Consider the following 23,555-nt stretch of genomic DNA (forward strand, 5'->3'; position numbering starts at 1 on the left):
GGTAAAGCGTAATATAATAAAAATAATGTGGAGGTGGAGAACATGGGATATATTCTTCCAATACAACCGATTCAATCACAAGTTTATGCTAATAGAATGATTGGGAATGATTATAATTTTGCTTATATTGATAATATTCAACTTGTAAAATTTAAATCTGGTTTTGATGATCACTTAGAAGAGCAGGAACAATTTTTAGAAGAGGAAGCAGAGCAATTAATGGAACAAGAAAGACCATCAATCCAACCATTATTTAAAGGCTTTATCCATCCAAATCCAGTAAACTTATCTCCACTAATAGCTGAAATCAGTGGTAAAGGAAACAGTGTTAATACGTATGTTTAGTTCATAGTATTAGAAAGATCGCTTATCTACGATAAGCGATTTTTTCAGGATAAATCTCAATTTTGAACTAACAACAACGAAAATAAAAGGTCCAGCTAATTCCATCATGGGATTAGCTGGACCTTTATTTATTACTCCGTCTGACTTAGTACTATGGTTATTTTTTATGTCCTTTTTTCTTTTCGTCTGAATGTTTCTCATGGTCAGCACTTTTTTCACTTGATTCTGTTTTTTCGTGTTTTTTCTTTTTATCTTTTTTGTCTTCATCTGTATTTTCAAAATTACTGGATTCTTTATGTTCTTTTTTAGTGTCTTGTTTTTTCTCTGAATCCTTCGAGGTCTTTTTTTCCTTTTTCTCTTTATCTTCTTTACTATCTTTTTCTTTTTTCGCATCCTTGTCTTTTTTGTTCTCTGATCCTTCCTTTGCTCCTATTGTTTCATCTTCTGATTCGCTTACATTTTTATCAGCAATATCATTTGATGTATCTTCCGACTTATGATGAGGCATTTTTTTCTTTTTGTGGTCTTTCAAAATACTCACTACTTTCTATGATTTAATGACACTATTACAGAATATGAAGAGATGCATCATATTGTTCGGGGAGTTAAGATGATGGGTGCTTGTATAATTAAAGTGAAATGGGCGTTTAACCAATACTCAGGTCCTCCAAGATACATATAGATACAAGGATAACTAAAAAGGAGGTTAGAAAGATGAATAAGAAAATGTTACTCTCTCTAGTAGACAAAGTAATTAAAGTAGATAGAGGTGGCCCAGAATCGAGAGTAGGTTTACTCTTGTCAGCTGAGGACGATTACTTTACTTTATTAACAGAAAACGATGGAATTATATATTATAGTACACAACATATTAAAAGTTTGACGAATCATTCTAAAAACGAGACAGAATTCAATCTTGAAATACCGAAAGATTTTGAGTATATTCAAGCCGATGATTTCAAAGGTATTTTGAATTGTCTAACATTACAGTGGGTAAAAATTAATCGTGGTGGGCCTGAAACACTAGAAGGTGTTTTAGATTCAGTTACAGATGATTACGCAATAATTGTGGCGAACGAAGAAATAATTCGAGTTGCTTTATTTCATATTCGTAATATTAGTTATGGAGTGAAGATTGAAAAAACGAAAAAAGACAAAGATAAAAGTGGTAAAGAGGAAAATAAAAATAATAAAGAAGATAATAAAAATGAATCAAAAAATCAAGAAGAAGCAAAGTAAAGCTAGTAAATAAGTATGCATTCGTCGCTTTTTTAATTAAAAGCGACGAATATTCTATAAGGGAGGTGACCTCCAAGTGCAGAAAAGAAACTTCGAAAACGTATTATATGCCAATGAAAAGAAGAGTATAGGATTGTATTTAGCTAATAATCAATTCGTTGAAGGTATCTTATTAGATATTCAAGAAAATCATATTGTTTTGGAAGTGAATGAAAATACTTTCTATATAGCGATACATCAAATACAAGCAATTTCTAAGAATACTACCGATTTGTCTCTAGCAAAGAAGTTTAGTCCATATCTAGTTAGAAATGATATGACAGATGTGTTAATTGCATTAAGGTACCAATGGGTTACGGTAAACAAATACGGAATTCCTACTCTTTACGGAATATTAAGCAGTATCTTCGAGGATCATATCATTCTAATAAATAGGAAAGAATTATTTTTTATTCCTATTTCACATATTACCGATATTTCTAGCAATATATCTGAAAGTGACCTCTATTTTTCCAATAAGAAGGAACAACTGGCTATCCAAAAACTATACAGATTTAGTATTAGCAAAGGTTCTATTGAGGTTAGAAATGAGAATTTAACTGTGGAACAGGACAGAACTAAACTAATGGCCAATAAGATTGTTGCAAATGTGACAGCTCCTCTACGCGAACCGGAAGTAAGGAAGAATACAACCCCTGGTGAATTAACAGAGAAAGTTAGTACTTTAGTTAGTAAACAAGAAGTTGAGGCAGTGACGATTGGGATTACTGATAAATTAGTGGACCCGATTAAAATAACTGGGTTAGAGGATAATGACACTTCTGCTAAAGCTGAATTGGAGCAAAAAGGTAGCAGTGGAGATTTAGCAATTGCCGAGGCTATTATTTTAGAGTTAGAAGAGGAAGTATCCAGTATAGATGAAGTCGAAAGTGAAGTAACAGACTTAATAGCTGAAGATAAATTATTAGATAAAGCTATTCCTCCTCAATCAGAAGAACAACTTGAGATTTACCTAGATGAAATAAAAGATCAAATTGAAGAAGAACAAGTTAGTTTTGATTCCAATGAAGAACTAAATATTCCTGAAAAAAGGTCGAAAGTGAAGGGGAAAGATGTACTTCTAACGGCTTGGAGCTCAATGAATAGTGATCAATCTACTATTACATTACCAAAGAAAAATGATTTGAAAAATAAAATGACACCCCCAATTGAAAATAAATTAGTGGCCACGTCCAAGCCGGAGCTAAATGAACAGACAGATTATTCAAAACAATTTGGTGGAAACTCGGATGGGCAAGACAAACTAGATATCTTAGATAATCCACCGCGAACATTAGAAAAAAAAAAACCTCAATTAAATGTAAATGTGATGAGTAAAAAAGAAGTGAATGAAATGTTGGAGCAGCAATACTTTGCCTTGATGAATTACGCAGCAGTTCAAATTTCAAATGCGGTAAATTTTAAACAAACAGATAACAAATTATATTTTCACCCAAGAGTCGAGGGCAGTCCAGAAAAAGTGAGACAGTATGAAATGATTTATGGTTATCCAATATATGACTCTAGGCACGACACAGCTGCAATAGAAAAACAATATATATCGCTAATGAGACATGCAACGACAATGTACCGGAAGTTAAGACGGTAGTGTTTCCAGGACGAGTAAATACTAAAAGGAGTTGTGACCTTGAATAAAATTATTCAAAGTCTACTGAAGGAGTATGTCCAAATAGAGGTGTCAGGAAAAAAGTATTAAAGGGTACTCTAATTGATGTGGGAACAGATATTATAGTTATTTTCAATGGTACAGATTATATGTATATTCCTATCATTCATATCCATAGCTTCTGTCCTCTAAAGAAAAATGAGTTAGATACCCTTGCCCCAATAGAGTCTTCTAGTATTAAAAGTGGTGGAAATAATCATGAACTATCCTTACGAGTAACGCTACATCAAGCTCAGGGAAAGAGCACTGAAATATACTTAATAGATGATCAGCCCCTACATGGTTATATCACTGAGATAATGGATGATTATTTTGAATTTTATTCGCCGATTTATAAAACTATGTATATATCTACCAAACATTTAAAGTGGCTAATTCCTTATCCTACAAATGAATGTCCTTACGGGTTAAATAATCTGAAGTTCCAACTATCAGTGACAGAAGCTAGTGCGGATACTTTTAAAAACAAAATAGAAAAATTTATAGATAAGATTATTGTTTTTAATATTGGTGGAAGTAAGAGTCATATTGGAACTATAAAAAATGTAGAAGAACAAGTTGTCGAGTTGGAGGCAGCTAGAGCAGTTAAGGATTATATAAATATTGATCATATAAAAACGATTCACGGAGTATAAAAAATGTATATATAAAATTAGAAGCATGAAATATTTCATGCTTCTTGAAGTTGGGGATAGATAGAATTTATTTATTCTATTATGTAAAATAGTGAGTTTTATAGATTATTTTAGAGAATATGGACATACACCTCGTTTCTCTAATGGGAAAGGAATATACATACAAGGAAGGGGACAATCATAATAAGGAGAGGAAATGGTATATGTATGAGTTTGCAAATTGGAATCGCCATTCTGGTGTTCCTATCTACGATGTTAGTCATTTTTGTAAGACCTAGAGAAGTAAATGAAGCTTGGCCAGCAACAATTGGCGCTGGGATATTATTATTTGCAGGAATTGTGACTTTAGCAGACGTGTTTGATATTATCGATAAAGTTGGAGGGGCGTCCATTACGATAATATCGACAGTTGTCATGGCTGTCATATTGGAAAGCTTCGGTTTTTTCAACTGGGTAGCTACTAGAATTGTAGCTTTTTCAAAAGGATCAGGTTATCGATTGTATTGGTATATACAGTTATTATGTTTTGGAATGACATTATTGTTCAATAATGACGGGAGTATTTTGATAACAACTCCCATTTTAATACTACTACTTAAGAACATGAGACTAAAACCTCCTCAACAAATCCCCTATTTAATCAGTGGAGCTTTAATTGCGACTGCCTCCAGCGCACCTATCGGAGTAAGCAATCTAGTTAACTTAATAGCATTAAAGATTGTTGATATGTCTTTATGGATGCATACTTTAATGATGTTTGTCCCAGCAACTTTAGGGTTATTATTTATGTCCTGTTTGATGTTTGTCATTGTGAAGAAAAGACTGCCTGAAACTTTACCAAACTCTCTCATTAATGTGGAGGAATCATTTTTTACTCAAAACTTTCATCCACTGAAAGCAAGTATCTCCCTGGAGACGAAACATAAGCGTAGTAAATTTATGTTCAAGATCCTATTCTTTGTCTTAGTTGTAAGAGGGATGCTATTTTTTGCTTCTTATGTAAATATTCCCATTGAAATCGTTGCAGCAATTAGTTCGCTTATTCTATTACTATGGAGAGGGTATTATTTAAAATCTAATCCAATAGATATTTTGAAAAAGACTCCATGGCATATTCTAATTTTTGCATTTTCTATGTACGTAATTATCTACGGCCTACACAATGTCGGTCTAACTGCACTACTAGTTGAGTGGTGTGAACCGATTGTTCAGCAGGGGTTATTCCAAGCTAGTTTCATCATGGGGGGGTTAGTGTCCATACTATCAAACCTTTTTAACAATCATCCTGCCTTAATGATTGGGACGATAACATTAACAGAAATGGGCTTAGACCCGATTACTTTAAAAACGATTTATCTTGCCAATATTATTGGGAGCGATATGGGTTCACTGTTGTTACCAATTGGCACACTTGCTTCCCTTATTTGGATGGACATTTTAAGGAAAAATAAAATTAAAATTACATGGAAAGATTATTTGAGCATCTCGATAAAAGTAATTCCTATAACAACGATTGTAACGTTAACCCTCTTATACTTTTGGGTGCAAATCGTTTTTAATTGAAAGAGATGAAAAGCCTATGATTAAGCGGGAACTTTTCAAACAAAATGGAGATTTCCTGCTTTACTATTTAAAACAAAAAACCATAAAAAGTCTTATCTCCAACTAGGATGTTTATGAAGTTTGGAATATTTTGATGAATTTTATATGGATACATATATGGTTTGAATTCATTCGTTAATAGTATTTATATGATATAGCATGAAAGAATGTCACGGAAATGAAAATTTTGTAAATATTGGTCACTCAAAAAGTTTCCAAACGTAAAATGGAGAGTCTGACGTTAGTCAAAACTCTCCATAAAATTGTCGTATTAAATTTGTTTCTCCATCGCTCTGTGAGGAATTCCAGCCTCTAAAAATTCAGGTGAAGTAATAGTATAATTTCTTTTTTCATAAAAAAGAATGGCCTGACTTTGTGCATTCAGCTTTAGCTTATTAATGCCGGTAGAATTCGAGTAGTCCTCCATGCATTGCATCATGAGATTACCTAACTTTCGTCCACGATAACTTGGAAGAATACATACTCTTTCTACTTTACCTATTCCAGGTTCAATAACTCTAATTCTACCTGCGCCGAATGGAGTGCCTTCGTCGTATGCTACAAAATGTACTGCCTCTTCGTCATGCTCATCCAGTTCAAGATGAAGAGGGACATCTTGTTCTTCAACAAAAACTTTTCTTCTAATTTTTATAGCATCTTCATATTCTTTTTCAGTTTCCACTTTCTTTGCGTACACCAATACTTACTCAGCTCCAGACAATCTAAATGTTTCGTATACAGTCCATGATCCATCTTCCAGTTGATATAAAAGATGTAGGCGATCGATTTCTTCTTCAAACTGTGCACCAATCATTTTTAATTGTGGCAGTATATCATCATGTTCACTTGCGTTCATCTTTTGAGCAATTGTAATATGAGGAACAAAAGAATAGCTTTCATCCTCATTATATTGAATATCATTTAAATCCTCATGCAGTTTAACTAGCTCAGCTGTTGGTTCCACATGAAAGTATATAGCATTAGTAACAGGGGCAAATGAACTTACCTTAGTTGTTTTTAAAGTAAATGGTTTATGATTACGCACTACTTTATTAACCTTCTCAGCGATGGTTTTAATCTCATTTTCATCGGCTTCAAATACACCTTTGACCGTCATATGTGGAGTGATTAAAGCATAGTGAGGGTCATAACGCTTTCTATAGGAGTTTGCGAAGTCCTGTACCTTTTTAGATGGAAAAGCAACAATTCCGTATTTCATTTTTCATTACCTCCTCAAATTATTAAAATAACAATATTACCTATTATAACAAATCTTTCTCTATAGGCTAAAATTTTGCAACAACGCTCTTTTTATATCTGGTTGCCAAAGCTTCCAAGTATGGTCTCCTGTTAATTCGTCATAAAAGGTCAAAAATCCTTTATTTTTAAATAAATTGTGTAACTCTCTATTTGGAGTAATGAAGTCGGTTAATAAACCGTCCCCTGTTTTCACGGCTTTTTCTTCCGTTCCAATGACGTGGTAAAGAGAAAATGCATGAACGTCTTTATATTTCTCGACGGATTCTATTACAGCCTGATTGACAAGTGGGGAGTGCATTATTACTCTTCCAAATGTATTTGGATAGGCTAAAGCTGTCATGAGTGAAACAGTAGCAGCTAACGAATCGCCTATTAGTGATCTTCCCATTCCAACTTGATAAGTAGGATAGTTTTCATCTATATACGGTACTAATTCTTGCGCCAAGAAACGTTTGTAAGCAGGAAATTGAGAACCATCTGGATGATATTTATCTCTTCGATCTTTTACGTTTTTATAAGGTACTCCAACTATGATTAAGTTCTCAATTGCTTGTTCTTCATATAACTCATCAGCCATTCGAGAAATTCTTCCTAGTTGAAAATAGTCTTTTCCGTCAGATGCTATTAGTACAGAGTATTTATAGAGAGGTGAATAATTTGGAGGCAAGTATATTAGAAGTTGCATTTCTTCCTGTAAAGCCTCACTAAAAAACGATATATCTTGTATAGTTCCCTTGTTCATAATTTCCTCCTAATATCATTCATGTAGTACAGAAATTGTATCATATACTAGCAAAGAGGTATAATAAACGAAATGATGAAACAACAAGGGGGATAACAATATGGATAGACAAACATCTAGAGTCCATTCTCGTGAAGTAGAGCAAGCTACAAAAGACGCGTTAAAAAGACGTGGAGTTACTTTGGAAGAAATAGCAGAGATTGTATTTGAGATGCAATTTCCTTACAATAAGGGACTTACTATAGAACATTGTATAGAATCTGTTAAAAGTGTATTGAAAAAAAGAGAAATGCAACATGCGATATTAGTTGGTATCGAACTTGACGAGTTGGCAGAGAAGAAAATGCTATCTGCACCATTGCAACAAATAGTGGAAGCAGATGAAGGTTTGTTTGGGGTAGACGAAACAATTGCACTGGGAGCTGTATTTACTTATGGCAGTATAGCAGTAACTACATTTGGCCATTTAGATAAAAATAAAATTGGACTTATTTCAAAATTAGATACTAAAATTGGAGGAGCAGTTCATACATTTTTAGATGATTTAGTGGCGAGCATCGCTTCTAGTGCAGCTTCACGTTTAGCGCATCGGACAAGAGATTTAGAAGAACAAAATGAAACCTTTGCAGATATTTCACCTGAAGAAACAGTTCCAGAAGCTAAAATAAAAGGCGCAAGAACATAATAAAGAAATACAGTCAGTGGCGACATCATCTCCCACTGATTGCATTTTTACTCACCGGACTTTTTGAAACCGGCTTGTATAGCATCCTGCTCAGTACAAAACCATTCTTCAGGATTAGTTTGTTCATAATATTTCCCGCTAGCTATATGGTAAATTTTTTTGCCTTGCCGATTAATATTTCCTTTGATATTACATTGTTCAGTTGTGGATTTTTTTTCTTCAGCATTATTATTAGTTAGAACTTCAGCATTAAAACCTCTATTAGTAACATAGTTATCGGTCTCCCATATACCAATACTTCTTTCTTTAGCCACTTTAGAAGCTTCCTCAAACTCGTCTAAATATCGAGTGTTCGGAGGGAAGATATAGGCTGTCCTTGCTAGTCCCTCTTCGAGCAAAGTTTCTTGGACGCTTTCGCCGTCTACATACACATAAGCGAGCATTCTACCATAGTCGTCTAGTCGATTTCCTACATCAAACTCAATGGTTACATTCCCACTCTTTATTATTTCCTTGTTGCGTTGTTTTGCTTCTTCACCAAATGGTTGTTTTCCTAGAGTGTGATGATTTGTTTCGGGAGTGTCTATTAACAAGTATCGAACTTTTTCTATGTCTCCATTATATTTAACTTTAATCGTATCACCGTCAATAACTTCCACAACTTCAACAGCTATTTGATTGGTACTTCCATCAGTTTGAATCACACCATTAGTGGAACTTTCATCACAACCATATAGAAGTATAGTGAATAGAACTAGATAAGAAAAAATCTTCTTCATTTATTATCACCCATTGTAGTTTAGCATATAAATAAAGAGGAAATAAAAAATCAGCTTTTCCTTATATAGTAGAAGGGAAAAGCTGAAATCCTAAATAGATTATTCAATTAGTGTTTCTCCATTTCACCTTGATCCTCTTGAAAATATAAAAATGTTTCTTCTTCTAGTTCATTTAAACGCTCTTTATTTAGCCCTAATGCGAAAGCACCTGTAAAAATGGGCTCCCACCAAGTTTCTGTTTCAGTCATTATTATTTCCTCCCTTTTAATAATTTGTTTTGTTTATATATACGATTTTTATACCCTGCTGAGCTTCGCATATAAACCAATTACGTGAAAAATGAATCGTTTAGCACAGGGATTCTGAAGTCTTATAGACTTATAGTTGTAGTCTATTGGTGGAAATGACTTCTTGCAATTAGTATTCCACGAAAGGTAGACTTCATGTATTGCATATTAAATGTTTATTCTTTCTTCTATTAGAAAAAAATAGTATGATTCCTTTAAGATTAAATGAATAAAAGGGGAGAATAAAAAATGAAATTTTCAGAGCAACAATTAAACCATATGCTAGAAGAGCATCAAGCCTATTTTTATGCTGGAATGACTCGACCTGTAGAATTTCGAATAGCCCAATTAGAAATACTTAAAAGTACGATTAAAAAATATGAAGTAGAAGTAATAGAAGCATTATACAAGGATTTAAGAAAGAGTGAATTCGAAGCCTATGTCACAGAAATAGGATTAGTTTATGACAATATTTCCTTTATGATTAAAAATATTGCGCAGTGGATGGAACCGAAGTACGTAAAAACACCTGTTGCTTTAATGCCATCTAAAAGCTTTGTTGTAAATGATCCTTATGGAACCGTATTAATAATTGCACCATTCAATTATCCATTCCAACTTATTATGGAGCCGCTAATTGGAGCAATTATTGGAGGGAATTGTGCAGTTATTAAACCTTCAGAAGCAACACCTCACACCACTAATATTGTGAAGAAAATTATTTCTGAAGCATTTGATCCGAGATATATTAGAGTATTAGAGGGAGAGAAGGAAGAAACCTCTTTGTTAATACATGCTCCTTTTGATTTTATATTTTTTACTGGAAGCGTCCAAGTAGGAAAAATAGTGATGAAAGCAGCTGCAGAGCGATTAACACCCATTGCTTTAGAATTAGGTGGGAAAAGTCCAGCGATTGTGGATCATACTGCAAATTTAGCTGTAGCAGCTAAACGTATTGTATGGGGGAAATTTGTGAATGCAGGTCAAACATGTATAGCGCCCGATTATGTATTAGTGGAAGAATCGGTAAAAGATAAGTTTATCGAACAGATGAAAAAAGCAATTACACAGTTTTACGGAAAAGAATTGCAACAAAGTCCTGACCTAGGAAGAATAGTAAATGGTAATCATTTTGATCGCCTTAAGAGAATTTTAGAAGAGGAAAGTGACCATATTATTTTTGGAGGGAAAACGGATCGTGATGATTTATTTATGGAACCAACTTTATTGAATGGAGTTGATTTCAATAGTCCGTCGATGGAAGAGGAATTATTTGGGCCGATACTACCTATAATTGCTTACAATGATTTACGGACTATAATCCAGCAAATTCGTAAGTTTCCAAAACCTTTAGCTGCTTATATGTTTAGTGAACATGAGAAAGCGCAGCAATTCTTTCTTCAAGAGCTACCATTTGGAGGAGGCTGTATAAATGACACAATCACGCATGCTGGAAGTGCTCATTTACCATTTGGCGGAGTAGGGAACTCAGGAGTACAATCCTATCACGGAGAAGCAAGCTTTACTCTATTTACACATCAAAAGTCTATCGTGAAAAAAAATACAAGCTTACCAGTAAATATCGTTTTCCCACCTTACAAGAACAAAGTGAAGTTAGTGAGAGGCTTACTAAAGTAATGGTATCAGCCAATAGAGCTTTATAAAATGAGATAAGTCATTCTAGTCTTTGTACTAGAATGGCTTTTTTAAAATACTTAATAGATTTCAAAATGTCACAATTCATAAATAATAGGTGAGTTATTATGGTGATTCCATTGACAAAGAGTGACTATTTTACTAAGATTAACATGAATTATTAATACTAAACAATCATTTTTAGGCAGGTGAGGCACTATGGAGTCTGTATTTAATACGAATACCGATGAATTATTATATAAAGTTAAAACTGCAATCTTCAATGAGTCATTGGGTAGCGATATAGCACTTCAGGAAAAGCTAGATGATGCCTTTTTTAAAATGGAGCTTATGGATTATGCAGTGAATGAAACAATGATAATAGCGGTAACCAATAAGGTAGGACAAATATTATTCGTTAATGACCGCTTCTGCAAGATTACAGGATACTGTAAAGAAGAACTAATTGGAAATACACATAGAATTATTAACTCGAAAACTCATCCTGAATCTTTCTTTAAAGACATGTGGTCTACTATTCTAAATGGACATACATGGTCAGGTGAAATATGTAATAGACGTAAGAATGGCGAATTATATTGGGTGAAAACGTATATAATACCTGTTGAAAATAACGGATACGATACCTATTTTCTAAGTATCCGCACTGATATTACTATAGAAAAAGAAAAAGAAATATTATTGCAGTCCAAACTACTTTCTTCTTTTGAAACCGTCGTACACCATATCAACAATTTTGTCTTCAAAGTGGAAAAAGATAGAGAAAATAATTATGGTTTTTCATTGTTGACCGGAAAATTAGCCTCAGAATTTTTAGCAAAAAAAGGTCTACAAACGATTCAACCTAGCGCTAATTCTATGGAAAATAAAATATTAATTCCTATCTACAAAATGAATACATACTTCTCAGAAGAGATGACAGATCGATTATTATTTCATCTAAAAAAAGTTATTACTGGTGAGGAAGTTTCTTATAAGGAATGGTTAGATGATAGATGTATACATATTACAATCTCTCCTGTTGAAACAAATGGAACAATAAGTGGCGCGATTGGTATTGGAAACGATATTACGGAACTTGAGTCGGCAAGGACTAAATTGACTGAGCTTGCCTACCGCGATCATTTGACAAATACGTTTAATACTGCGGCTTTAGAAAAAGATATTGTACAAGTGATAAACGAAAACACACCCTTTAGTTTTCTATATATTGATTTGGACAGATTTAAAAACATTAATGATTCCCTTGGTCATTTTACTGGTGATTCCCTCTTGAAGTTAGTAACGGCTAGGATTAAGGATTTTTACAACACTACAGGGGAGTTATATCGCATTGGTGGGGATGAATTTGTTGTACTTATTAAGGGGCAAGTGGAAAGAACTAAAATGCTTGAAAACGCAAAGCTACTTATTCAAAAGGTAGAAGAACCTTTTAATATAGAAGAAATGGAAATTCATATATCTTGTTCGATTGGAATAGCGTCCTTTCCACTACATGGATCTAGTTATAAAGAAATTCACCGAGCGGCTGATTTAGCATTAAATATTTCAAAGGAAAATGGTAAACGAAATGCGGTGCTGTTTGATTGGAAACATATGGAGGGCTATGTCAACAAAGTAAGCTTAGAAAGTGATATACGTAGCGGATTGGACAAGCATGAATTTTATCTTGTCTATCAACCAAAAGTCAATTTAAAAAGAGGAACGATTGAAGGCTATGAAGCATTGATACGTTGGAATAAAAAAGGAAAAGAAATTATTCCTCCAAATGATTTCATACCTTTCGCAGAAGAAACGGGTCTCATTATCTCAATTGGTAAATATGTTTTAGAAGAAGCATGTAGACAAGCAACACTGTGGATTAAACAAGGGGTCCCTTTTAAAACTATTTCCGTTAATATAAGTCCTATAGAGCTAGAGCAAAATGATTTCTTAGCAAGTGTACATACAATTTTAGAAAAAACAGGTTTACCTCCTCATTATTTAGAAATTGAGTTGACCGAAAATGTTTTGATGAAAAATATGGAAAGATTACTGAAACTATTACATGACCTTGAGTCAATGGGTATTAAACTAGCAATGGATGACTTCGGTTCTGGTTTTTCTAATTTCCGATATTTAAGTGAGTTACCGATTCATACGTTGAAAATTGACCGTAGTTTGACAAGCCAAGTATTAATAGGGAAAGATGCAGTAATTGTATCCTCTATTATTAAAATTGGTCATAGCCTTGGTCTCGAAGTAGTCGCAGAAGGAGTAGAGACGGCGGAGGTCATTGAGTTTTTAAGAGGAAATGACTGTCAAACTGTCCAAGGATATTATTTCTCTAAACCTTTAGAGGTCTATCAAGTACCTGACTTTGTGTTGGGAAATTAAATAAAAAAGTGGATTTACTCTTTCGTCTAGTCTATGACAACAGATAAGTAGTATTACTTTATCTAATGATAATCTAGAAGCTAAAAGTGAATCCGCTTTTTTAGTTGTTGAAATAGTATCCTAATTAGGTGTATCTGATTATATTAGATTTTGTTAAGATAAGACTAAGGTAGTGAAAGGGGATAAAAAAGTGTCATATACATTTGAAGCAAAAGAAACGGTAGCATTATTAAAGCAATTAGTAGAAATTCCTAGTCCGTCCGGTTATACAAAAGAGATTATGGACTTTATGGAAAATATATTAAAGCAACTGAAAGTGAATTATATTCGGACAAATAAAGGTGCATTAATCGCTACTATAAAAGGAACAGATGATACAAAGCATCGACTTTTAACAGCCCATACAGACACATTAGGTGCGATGGTAAAAGAAGTGAAAGGTAGCGGAAGGTTAAAACTTACGATGATAGGCGGCTTTAATTGGAACGCTGTGGAAGGTGAGTACTGTACTATTCATACAGCAGATGGCAAAAAAATTAGAGGTACTATTTTAATGCATCAAACAACTGTACATGTATATAAGAATGCCAGTGGTTTACCTAGGGATGAGCAAAATATCGAAGTTCGTATAGATGAAAAAGTATTAACGGCAGAAGATACACGTAAATTAGGTGTAGAGGTTGGAGATTTTGTTTCATTTGACCCTCGATTTGAAGAAACTGAAAATGGTTTTATCAAATCTCGCCATCTCGATGACAAAGCGAGTACAGCATTACTACTGCAATTAATCAAAACCATTCAAGATACAGACATGACATTACCTCATACAACACATTTCTATATTTCTAATAATGAGGAGATCGGATATGGTGGTAATTCTAATGTGCCGGCTGAAACAGTGGAATATTTGGCTGTTGATATGGGTGCTATCGGAGATGGTCAATCGTCTGATGAGTATACCGTGTCTATTTGTGCAAAGGATTCTTCAGGACCTTACCATTACGAGCTAACTCGACGATTAGTAGAATTGGCTAAAAATGAAAATATTGAATATAAGTTGGATATTTATCCTTACTATGGATCTGACGCATCGGCGGCTATTCGTGCAGGATATGATGTGAAGCATGCACTATTGGGACCTGGTATTGAAGCATCTCATGCATACGAGCGTACACATATTGATTCGTTGGAAAATACAGCAAAACTTTTATATAGTTACGTAAATACAAAAATGTCTTAAGAGTCCTGCTTATTTAAGCTTAGCGCCTAACCTGCCAGATTCAATTTCGAATATAGGTTAAAGGTATACTGTGCCTTTAACCAATTTTTGAAGTGATTTCTAGGACGAAATTGGCGCTTTCGCTTTTTTTATCAAACTTCAACGTCATGCTCCATGAGTGATAACATATGGTTCGATAAAGAGGGAAATGGTTTTTGCTGCGGTGTTTCCAATGATTTTCAGAGTAAACATAAGCACTTACACTTTTTTTACTTGTTTTTTGCTCCCTAAATCCATATGATAAGAAAGTGAAATAAGAAGGAGATATAACAGAATGGATATAAAATTACAAGATGAAATATTGAAAAGAAGAACCTTTGCAATTATTTCCCATCCCGATGCTGGTAAAACGACTATTACGGAAAAGCTTTTGTACTTTGGTGGAGCTATTCGTGATGCAGGTACAGTTAAAGGGAAAAAATCCGGGAAATTTGCAACGTCTGACTGGATGGAAATCGAAAAGCAACGTGGAATTTCGGTAACATCATCCGTTATGCAATTTGACTATAATAATTGTCGTATAAATATATTGGATACACCTGGACATCAGGACTTTAGTGAAGATACGTACCGTACACTAATGGCTGTTGATAGTGCAGTTATGATAGTCGATGCTGCAAAAGGTATTGAAGCTCAAACGTTAAAACTATTTAAAGTTTGTCGTATGAGAGGAATTCCTATTTTTACGTTTATAAACAAACTTGACCGTCAAGGGAAAGAACCACTTGAACTTATGGAAGAGTTGGAAGAGGTTCTAGGTATTCAATCATATGCCATGAACTGGCCAATAGGTATGGGAAAAGAATTTTTAGGGATTTATGATCGTTTTAATGGACGGATTGAACAATTCCGTACGGATGAATCAGAGAGATTTCTTCCTATAGATGAGAATGGAGAACTTGCCGTAGATCATTCGATGAAAGCAACTTCTTATTACACTCAAGCAATGGAAGATATTATGCTGCTAAATGAAGCAGGTAATGATTTTGATGAGGAAAAAGTACTTGCAGGTGATTTAACACCAGTATTCTTTGGTAGTGCTTTAACAAATTTCGGGGTTCAAACATTTTTGGAGACTTATTTACAGTTTGCTCCAACCCCTCAACCACGCATGACTGAAAAAGAGGAAGAAGTAAATCCACTAAATGAAGATTTTTCTGGGTTTATCTTTAAAATTCAAGCAAATATGAATCCAGCTCATCGTGACCGTATTGCTTTTGTGCGAATTGTCTCTGGTAAATTTGAGCGTGGAATGACCGTGACTTTGGCTCGAACGGGGAAAACCTTCAAAGTGACACAATCTACACAATTTTTAGCAGATGACCGTGAAACAGTTGAAACAGCAGTTGCGGGAGATATTATTGGGCTATACGATGTGGGGAACTATCAAATAGGGGATACCGTTGTCGGAGGTAAAAAAGCATTTACGTATGAAAAGCTACCTCAATTTACACCGGAATTATTTGTGAAAGTAACTGCTAAAAACGTACTTAAGTCGAAGCATTTCCATAAAGGAATCCAACAGTTAGTGCAAGAAGGAGCAATCCAATACTATAAGACACTTCATACAGAAGAAGTTATTTTAGGTGCTGTTGGACAGCTTCAATTTGAAGTGTTTGAGCATCGTATGAATAACGAATACAATGTCGATGTTCGAATGGAATCGATTGGCTCAAAAGTAGCCCGATGGATTGAAAATGAGGAAGATGTAAAGGAATCGATGACAGGTCCACGCTCGATGCTTGTCCGAGATCGATATGATAATTATGTATTCCTGTTTGAAAATGAGTTCGCTACTCGTTGGTTCCAAGACAAATACGAGCATATTAAACTTTATAATTTACTTTAATCTCCAAGAGGTTGCCTATCAGGTGACCTCTTTCTTTTGTAATAATGGAAATTTTTTTACTAGCGGTCGAGAGCCAAATACTAGCGCTTCCAGTGGTTATACCTCTCGGAGCTCTATATATTATTGCTGTCATACTAGACTAAGAGTTCTCGAGGCACAATAACTTTCCAAGTGAAATTTTTATCCGAAAAAAGCGTGTAATAGCGTTCAATCTCATGGGGGCTTTTATTTACATGTGATAAAAATTTGAACTCTTCTTCTGTAGAGCATATGATATAAATAGCACAATAAGAAGGTGGTCCCCCGAAAATGAAAATTAGTGACTTTTCTATAAAAAGACCCGTATTTACAATTGTTATAATGTTCTTAATCATAATTCTGGGCGGGGTTTCATTTTTTAAAATACCTGTTACGTTAATACCAGATTTAAATCCACCAATCGCAGTAGTTGTTACAAATTATCAAGGGGCAAGCCCAGTTGAGGTAGATGAGAAAATTACGAAGCCTTTGGAAGCTTCACTTAGCACTTTGCCAGGAATTGAGTCTGTAAATAGTACTTCGCAAGAAGGGGCAAATTTCATCTTGCTAGAATTTGATTGGTCTACGGATATGGATGCCATTCAAATGGATGTTATGCAGCGTATCGATATTATTCCTCTCCCTGATGGAGCAGACAAACCACGATTCCTTAAATTTGATCCTGCCCAATTCCCGGTTATCCAACTTGCACTGAATGCGGAGAATTCTGAAACTGATATTCAGCTAATAGCTAAGCAATTAGAGAAAGAACTGTTAAGAACTGAAGGAGTTGCAAGTGTTAATATATCTGGTTCTTTGGTGGAAGAAGTGCAGATTTTACTGGATCAAGAGAAATTAAAAGCTAAAGGACTTACACAGTCAGATATTGTACAAGTCATTCAAGTAAATAATATTTCCCTTCCAGGTAATCCCGTTGAAACAAACGAGGATAAATCACTTACTACTCGTATCATTAGTACACTAACGTCTGTAGATGATATTAAAAACTTAGTTGTCACAGTTAACCCGTTAGATGGAACGGCAGTTACAATTGCCGATGTAGCAACGGTAGATTTAACAAAGGCAGAGCAGTTTTCGGAAACTAGAGCCAACGATACACCGGCTGTTTTACTATCAGTTTTCCAAGAATCTAGTGCTAATACAGCTAATGTCTCCACATCTTTTCAAGAAGCATTAGATAAGCAATTGGAGAAAAAGGCGTTTCAAAATGTAAATGCCAATATACTTTTTGACCAAGGTGACTATGTAAAAATTGCTATTAATAATATTGGAACTACTCTTATAACGGGTGGATTACTGGCAATGGTTATATTATTTATATTCTTAAAGGGCATAAGAAGTCCTATTATAGTTGGGGTTGCCATTCCGTATTCCGTTATTGTAACGTTTGTTCTTATGTATTTTGCTGGTTTTTCTCTAAATATTATGACGTTAGGGGCATTAGCTCTTGGTATAGGGATGCTTGTGGATAACTCCATTGTTGTTATTGAGAATATTGAACGACATTTAGGTTTAGGAAAAACACCAAAAGAAGCTGCTAGTATTGGAACGAAGGAGGTAGCAGGTGCTATAACTGCTTCCACTTTGACTACAATAGCTGTGTTTGTTCCAGTTCTCTTTTTATCTGGTCTAATTGGACAGATATTCACAGAATTTGCGCTTACGATATCTTTCAGCTTGTTTGCATCATTAGTAGTAGCCATTACTGTTATTCCGATGATGGCAAGTAAATTATTGAAAAAGCCAAAAGGAAATATAGAGGCTAGAAGAAGAAGGTCGAAAACGTATAGTAATTTTGAACGATCGATTAAGTGGACTTTAGGTCATCGTGCCATGATATTAATAATTACTGTGATTCTTTTAGTAGTTTCGACTATCGGCTTATTCCGCGTTGGGACAGAATTTTTACCCGCTACAGATGAAGGATTTGTTACTATTGCGGTAGATCTAGAAAAGGGCTCTTCTTTTGCAGCTACTGATAAAATAGTCAAGAAAGTAGAAAAGATTCTTAAAAAAGAAGAGGATATCGAGGTTTATGTTAGCTTTGTTGGAGGCAGTCAAGAAGGACAGTCTAGAGGAAGTGCAAATTCTAATACAGCAGAAATTTCTGTGAAATTAAAAGCATTAGAGGATAGAAATCGTTCTGTTTTCACTTTTGTAGATGAAGTGCAACCTAAGGTGGTAAAAGCTGTAGGAGCTGATGCAGAGATAAATTTCAATGTCCAAACTGCTTCAGGTTCTTCTCCGAATGTTGTGTCATTTACTGTGTCGTCTAACGATAAGAAAAAATTAGACACAGCAGTGAATCAATTACAGCAAGATTTAACCGGCTTAGATGGAGTTGTCCAAGTTACAAATGATTTAACTACTAAAGTAGAAGAAGTTCAGATAAATGTCATTCGTGAGAATGCTATAGATTATGGAATTGCTCCTGCGCAAATAGCCCAGACAGTAAATAATATGACGAGAGGGGTATTAACTTCTCAAATTATTGATGAAAATGATCAAGTTTTAGGTGTGTATGTAAAGTTTGATGAAAAGTATAGAAGTAATCTAGAGCAGTTGAAGCAATTGCAATTACGTACTCCTTCTGGTCAGTACATTGCTCTGGAAGAAATTGCGACAATTGATATAGCAGAAGGACCTGTAGCCATTCGAAGTGTCGATCAAGCTAGTGCAATCTCATTTTCAGTAAAATATGAGTCGGCGTATTCGCTAGGTGAAATGTCAGATTTAATCGATGAGATTATTCAGGAACAGAAATTTACAGAGGATATTGCCGTATCTTTTGGAGGCGATCGAGAATTATTAGATAACTCCAAGAATGATATGATATTAGCTGTAATACTTGCTGTAGTATTGGTGTTTATAGTGATGGCAGCACAGTTTGAATCATTCAAATATCCTTTTGTAATTATGTTCACTGTTCCACTCGTGGTGATAGGTATTTTCATTGGACTATTTACGACTAATTTACCAATAAGTATTTCTGCTATAATAGGAATTTTAATACTGGTGGGAATTGTTGTAAACAATGGTATTGTGTTGGTCGATTATATTAACCAACGTAAAAGTGATGGTATGTCTTCATATGATGCAATTATTACATCTGTACGTGATCGTGTACGTCCAATACTGATGACAGCATTGACGACAATATTAGGCTTAGTACCATTAGCTTTAGGAATTGGGGAAGGTACCGAGATTAATCAGCCAATGGCAATCACAGTAATAGGGGGATTAATAAGCTCCACTTTCCTCACACTATACGTAGTTCCGGTCATCTATAGTCTATTTGATAAAGAAACTAGAAGGAAACATCCAAATATTCTGTAAAATAAGGAAAAGAGTCTTCAGTTGGAGACTCTTTTTTTGTATACTGTAAAAAAGGGGTGTTTTTATTGTCGTCAGCATTAATAACAGGATTTCCAGGCTTTTTGGCAAAGAATATTATTAAAGAGTTAAGAAAGCAGGATGCTTATTCCAAAATATATGTACTTGTACTCCCTTCACAAACTGGTTTAGCGGAAAAAATGATCGCTGAAATTTATCAAGATCAACACCATTCTCAAACTATTGAAATAATAGAAGGAGACATAACTCTACCGGATGCGGGGATTATTAAGAATACACTTGAAAAGTTACGAGACGAAGTCGAATATATTTGGCATCTTGCCGCTATATATGATTTAGCTGTCCCTAAGGAAATTGCATGGAAAGTAAATGTTCACGGTACAGAAATGTTTAATAGAGTAGTTACACAGTTCTCTAAACTAAAGCGATATACATATTTTAGTACGGCTTATGTTGCAGGTTTGAGAGAAGGGAAATTATTAGAAACAGAATTAATTCGTCCAGCAGGATTTAAAAACCATTACGAAGAAACAAAATATGAGGCTGAATTACTTGTTGAAAAGTTAAAGGAAACAATACCCGTTACAATTATTCGACCGGGAATAGTAAGAGGCCACTCAGAAACTGGAGAAACGATTAAATTTGATGGTCCATACTTCTTTGTAAATATGATTTCTAATCTAAGAAAGCTTCCTTTTCTCCCTTATTTAGGTAAATCCACTGCATGTATAAACGTAGTTCCAAGTGATTACATAACGAAAGCAGCCATCTATTGTTCACATAGCGAAGAAGCCATTGGTAAAACGCTTCATTTAACTGATCCCAATCCTTATCCAGTGGAAGAGGTATATAGAGCATTCGTAAAAGAACTTACAGGAAAGTATCCTAAAGGAAGGCTCCCGCTACCAATTGCGAAAACCGCAGTTGCTTTGTCTCCAGTTAGGAAATTCTTACAAGTTGAAAAAGAAACATTAGATTATCTAACATGGAATGCCACATTTGATACGACAAATGCTGAAAGTATTCTTACCAAAGGAGATATTACATGTCCAGACTTCATTCAAACGGTACCGACAATGATAGCATTCTATAATAAGCATAAGAATGACACTTCTTTTCATATTCCGATAAAGTGAACTTGAGCCCTCATTTATTTAAGACGTTTTAGCAGATTAAAAGTGATAATCATACGAATCGTTAATGTAGCATATAGTAGTTATTAGTTTACAAGAGGAAGAATAATGGTATAATTAGAACATAATTAAATAAACTTTTGACTAACGTCAAAGGGGAGTAGCTATAGGGAAACCTATTTCATAGTCGTCATTACGTGGTTATGCCACCGGTTATGATAGCAATTATAATATTTTTGCTTAGCAAGACCTTTGCCTTTTTAAGGCATGGGTCTTTTTATATGCAAAAAAGGAGGATTTTTTTATGGACACGGCAATATTATTGGAATACGGTTGGGTGTTATTAGTTCTAGTTGGTTTAGAAGGATTATTAGCAGCCGATAATGCAGTCGTAATGGCTGTAATGGTAAAACATTTACCGAAGGCGCAACAGAAAAAAGCATTGTTTTACGGTTTACTAGGTGCTTTTGTATTTAGATTTTTAGCGTTATTCATGATTACTTTCTTGGTGAATATTTGGCAGGTTCAAGCATTAGGAGCGGCATACTTGTTATTCATATCTATAAAACATATTTATGATCAACGTAAAAGCCCTGGACCACATATAGATGTGGAAGGAATGGAGCCTAAAAAAGGATCCGGTTTCTGGATGACTGTATTAAAAGTAGAGTTAGCAGATATAGCATTTGCTATTGACTCTATGCTAGCTGCAGTTGCAATAGCAGTAACATTACCATATTGGGGAACTTATGAAATTGGTGGTATTAATGGAGGGCAATTCGCAGTTATGTTCCTAGGCGGAATCATTGGTCTAATAATTATGCGATTTGCTGCACATAAATTCGTACAATTACTAGAGAAGATGCCTACATTAGAAACAGCTGCATTCTTAATCGTAGGATGGGTTGGGGTTAAACTTACTGTTATGACTTTATCACATCCAAACGTTGGCGTGTTAGATGAGCATTTCCCACATTCTACTCCATGGAAGTTAACTTTCTGGATTGTATTACTTGCGATTGCTATTGGTGGATACCTTTTAGGTGTTGCAAAACAGAAAAAAGAAGCAAAATAATTAGAGTAAAAGCGTAAAAAGATAGTTTTAGCTATCTTTTTACGCTTTTTTTTTTTACAATGAGATAATGATTACTCGAAATGTTGAAAGGAAATAAAATAATGAAGCAGCCACAACTTAAAAAGAGATTAAAATTTACACCTGCTCAAGTAATTGTTACGTATTATTTTATTGCTATAGCTATTTCAGTAGTTCTTCTTTCTCTTCCAGGAGTGCATAAACCTGGTGTAGAAGTCGCATTCATTGATAGTTTGTTCACGGCAGTGAGCGCAGTCTCTGTTACTGGTTTGACTGCAGTCAGTATTTTGGATACATATAGTGTCTTTGGTTATTTCATGATTATTCTTATTTTACAACTTGGTGGAATTGGAATTATGTCACTAGGGACTTTTGTCTGGTTAATAGCTGGGAAGAAGATTGGTTTACGTGAAAGGCAGTTAATAATGGTTGATCACAATCAATCTAACTTATCAGGCGTCGTTCATCTAATAAAAGAGATTGTTAAAATTCTCTTGCTTGTCCAAACTATTGGCGCAGCGCTATTAACTGTCTATTTTACACAGTATTTTGATACGATAAAACAGGCAGCAATTCATGGGATATTCACATCTGTATCCGCAACAACTAATGCTGGGTTTGATATTACTGGGCAATCATTATATGCATATCATAATGATTATTTTGTTCAAACGATTACAGGAATATTAATCGTTTTTGGAGCGATAGGGTTTCCAGTTTTAATTGAGGTAAAAGAGTTTTTATCGAACAAAAATAAGAATTTCCGCTTTTCTTTGTTTACGAAGTTAACGACTATTACATATGGAGCATTGTTGCTATTTGGAACTGTTATGATTTTTATATTAGAATTTTTTAATTCATTTAAAAGTATGCCGTGGCACGAGAAGTTTTTTACTGCATTTTTTCATTCAATTTCCACGCGGTCAGCAGGACTAACGACGATAGACGTTACTATATTTAGCGAAGGGACCAATTTTTTGATGAGTGTTTTAATGTTCATTGGTGCTTCACCTAGTTCTGTTGGAGGCGGAATTCGTACTACAACTTTCGCTATTGCGCTTCTATTTTTAATCCATTTTTCAAGGGGCAAAGAGAATATCCAAATTTTTGGTCGGGAGATTCACTTAATAGATGTGTATCGCTCGTATGCTGTTATTATTCTAGCTTTAGTAATGGTTTTCACTGCTACCATACTTCTGACTGTAACGGAGCCTGGAGTTCCAATTTCCTCCTTAATATTTGAAATTACTTCTGCTTTTGGAACTTGTGGTATGAGTCTAGGTATTACAGGGGATTTGTCGAATATTGGAAAGGTTATTATTATGATTCTGATGTTCATAGGTAGAGTTGGATTAATCTCCTTTTTATTCACATTAGGAGGTAAGCATAACAAAACAAAGTATCATTATCCGAAAGAACGTGTAATTATTGGGTGAATGAAAAAACGAGCTATTCCTTTACGGATAGCTCGTTTTA

General features: G+C 34.6%; 20 protein-coding genes. 14 read left to right on the forward strand and 6 right to left on the reverse strand.

The genetic code is table 11. From position 1 onward, the window contains the following. Positions 1-42: 42 nt before the first annotated feature. Positions 43-345 carry a hypothetical protein gene (locus MKX39_RS04940; RefSeq protein WP_340768610.1) on the forward strand — a complete coding sequence of 101 codons (303 nt, stop codon included), beginning with the start codon at positions 43-45 and terminating at the stop codon, positions 343-345. 157 nt (positions 346-502) lie between these two features. Here the strand turns inward: MKX39_RS04940 and MKX39_RS04945 are convergent, their stop codons facing one another. Continuing rightward, positions 503-877, reverse strand: a complete 375-nt coding sequence (locus MKX39_RS04945; RefSeq protein ID WP_340768611.1) for a hypothetical protein — start codon at positions 875-877, stop codon at positions 503-505. Between the two features lie 182 nt (positions 878-1,059). Between MKX39_RS04945 and MKX39_RS04950 the strand changes: the two genes are divergently transcribed. From MKX39_RS04950 to MKX39_RS04965, 4 genes are all read left to right on the forward strand, one after another. After that, positions 1,060-1,584, forward strand: a complete 525-nt coding sequence (locus MKX39_RS04950; RefSeq protein WP_340768612.1) for a hypothetical protein — start codon at positions 1,060-1,062, stop codon at positions 1,582-1,584. A gap of 76 nt (positions 1,585-1,660) precedes the next feature. Then, positions 1,661-3,232, forward strand: a complete 1,572-nt coding sequence (locus MKX39_RS04955) for a DUF2642 domain-containing protein (protein WP_340768613.1) — start codon at positions 1,661-1,663, stop codon at positions 3,230-3,232. 125 nt (positions 3,233-3,357) lie between these two features. Beyond that, complete coding sequence (locus MKX39_RS04960; RefSeq protein WP_340768614.1) at positions 3,358-3,945, forward strand: DUF6897 domain-containing protein; 588 nt, start codon at positions 3,358-3,360, stop codon at positions 3,943-3,945. Positions 3,946-4,152: 207 nt separating this feature from the next. Then, positions 4,153-5,508 carry an arsenic transporter gene (locus MKX39_RS04965; RefSeq protein ID WP_340768615.1) on the forward strand — a complete coding sequence of 452 codons (1,356 nt, stop codon included), beginning with the start codon at positions 4,153-4,155 and terminating at the stop codon, positions 5,506-5,508. Positions 5,509-5,818: 310 nt separating this feature from the next. On the opposite strand, the gene MKX39_RS04970 is transcribed toward MKX39_RS04965, so the two are convergent. Genes MKX39_RS04970 through MKX39_RS04980 form a run of 3 tightly spaced genes read right to left on the reverse strand, consistent with a single transcriptional unit; the run spans position 5,819 to position 7,549 of the window. Further along, positions 5,819-6,247 carry a GNAT family N-acetyltransferase gene (locus MKX39_RS04970; RefSeq protein ID WP_340768616.1) on the reverse strand — a complete coding sequence of 143 codons (429 nt, stop codon included), beginning with the start codon at positions 6,245-6,247 and terminating at the stop codon, positions 5,819-5,821. Positions 6,248-6,250: 3 nt separating this feature from the next. Further along, the gene (locus MKX39_RS04975) at positions 6,251-6,766 is read right to left on the reverse strand and encodes a YjcG family protein (protein WP_093535540.1); all 516 of its coding nucleotides are present in this window, start codon (positions 6,764-6,766) and stop codon (positions 6,251-6,253) included. Positions 6,767-6,826: 60 nt separating this feature from the next. Continuing rightward, a complete protein-coding gene (locus tag MKX39_RS04980) occupies positions 6,827-7,549 on the reverse strand; it encodes an alpha/beta hydrolase (RefSeq protein WP_340768617.1) in 723 nt (240 codons plus the stop codon). 100 nt (positions 7,550-7,649) lie between these two features. Between MKX39_RS04980 and MKX39_RS04985 the strand changes: the two genes are divergently transcribed. Further along, on the forward strand, positions 7,650-8,234 hold the full coding sequence (locus MKX39_RS04985) for a phosphatidylglycerophosphatase A family protein (RefSeq protein ID WP_093535536.1): 585 nt from the start codon (positions 7,650-7,652) through the stop codon (positions 8,232-8,234). A gap of 47 nt (positions 8,235-8,281) precedes the next feature. Here the strand turns inward: MKX39_RS04985 and MKX39_RS04990 are convergent, their stop codons facing one another. Then, positions 8,282-9,013: a thermonuclease family protein gene (locus MKX39_RS04990; protein WP_340768618.1), complete on the reverse strand. Its 732-nt coding sequence runs from the start codon at positions 9,011-9,013 to the stop codon at positions 8,282-8,284. Between the two features lie 107 nt (positions 9,014-9,120). Continuing rightward, positions 9,121-9,261: a hypothetical protein gene (locus MKX39_RS04995; protein WP_175496189.1), complete on the reverse strand. Its 141-nt coding sequence runs from the start codon at positions 9,259-9,261 to the stop codon at positions 9,121-9,123. 288 nt (positions 9,262-9,549) lie between these two features. Between MKX39_RS04995 and MKX39_RS05000 the strand changes: the two genes are divergently transcribed. The 8 genes from MKX39_RS05000 to MKX39_RS05035 all read left to right on the forward strand — a co-directional run bounded on the left by MKX39_RS05000 (position 9,550) and on the right by MKX39_RS05035 (position 23,515). After that, entirely contained in the window at positions 9,550-10,938 is a 1,389-nt protein-coding gene (locus tag MKX39_RS05000; RefSeq protein ID WP_093535532.1) for an aldehyde dehydrogenase, read from the forward strand. 216 nt (positions 10,939-11,154) lie between these two features. Beyond that, a complete protein-coding gene (locus MKX39_RS05005) occupies positions 11,155-13,332 on the forward strand; it encodes a sensor domain-containing protein (RefSeq protein WP_340768620.1) in 2,178 nt (725 codons plus the stop codon). 190 nt (positions 13,333-13,522) lie between these two features. Then, positions 13,523-14,572 carry a M42 family metallopeptidase gene (locus tag MKX39_RS05010; protein WP_340768622.1) on the forward strand — a complete coding sequence of 350 codons (1,050 nt, stop codon included), beginning with the start codon at positions 13,523-13,525 and terminating at the stop codon, positions 14,570-14,572. A gap of 313 nt (positions 14,573-14,885) precedes the next feature. Then, positions 14,886-16,460, forward strand: coding sequence for a peptide chain release factor 3 (locus MKX39_RS05015; RefSeq protein WP_093535526.1), 1,575 nt, complete (start codon positions 14,886-14,888; stop codon positions 16,458-16,460). Between the two features lie 309 nt (positions 16,461-16,769). Then, entirely contained in the window at positions 16,770-19,835 is a 3,066-nt protein-coding gene (locus tag MKX39_RS05020) for an efflux RND transporter permease subunit (RefSeq protein WP_340768623.1), read from the forward strand. A gap of 65 nt (positions 19,836-19,900) precedes the next feature. Further along, complete coding sequence (locus tag MKX39_RS05025; protein ID WP_340768624.1) at positions 19,901-20,989, forward strand: SDR family oxidoreductase; 1,089 nt, start codon at positions 19,901-19,903, stop codon at positions 20,987-20,989. Between the two features lie 301 nt (positions 20,990-21,290). After that, positions 21,291-22,061 (forward strand): TerC family protein, encoded by a 771-nt coding sequence (locus MKX39_RS05030; RefSeq protein ID WP_093535520.1) that lies wholly within the window; start codon positions 21,291-21,293, stop codon positions 22,059-22,061. 101 nt (positions 22,062-22,162) lie between these two features. Then, positions 22,163-23,515: a TrkH family potassium uptake protein gene (locus MKX39_RS05035; RefSeq protein ID WP_340768625.1), complete on the forward strand. Its 1,353-nt coding sequence runs from the start codon at positions 22,163-22,165 to the stop codon at positions 23,513-23,515. The last annotated feature ends 40 nt before the right edge of the window (positions 23,516-23,555 follow it).

Origin of the sequence: Psychrobacillus sp. FSL K6-1464 (assembly GCF_038003145.1) — a bacterium.
GTDB classification, from domain to species: domain Bacteria; phylum Bacillota; class Bacilli; order Bacillales_A; family Planococcaceae; genus Psychrobacillus; species Psychrobacillus psychrotolerans.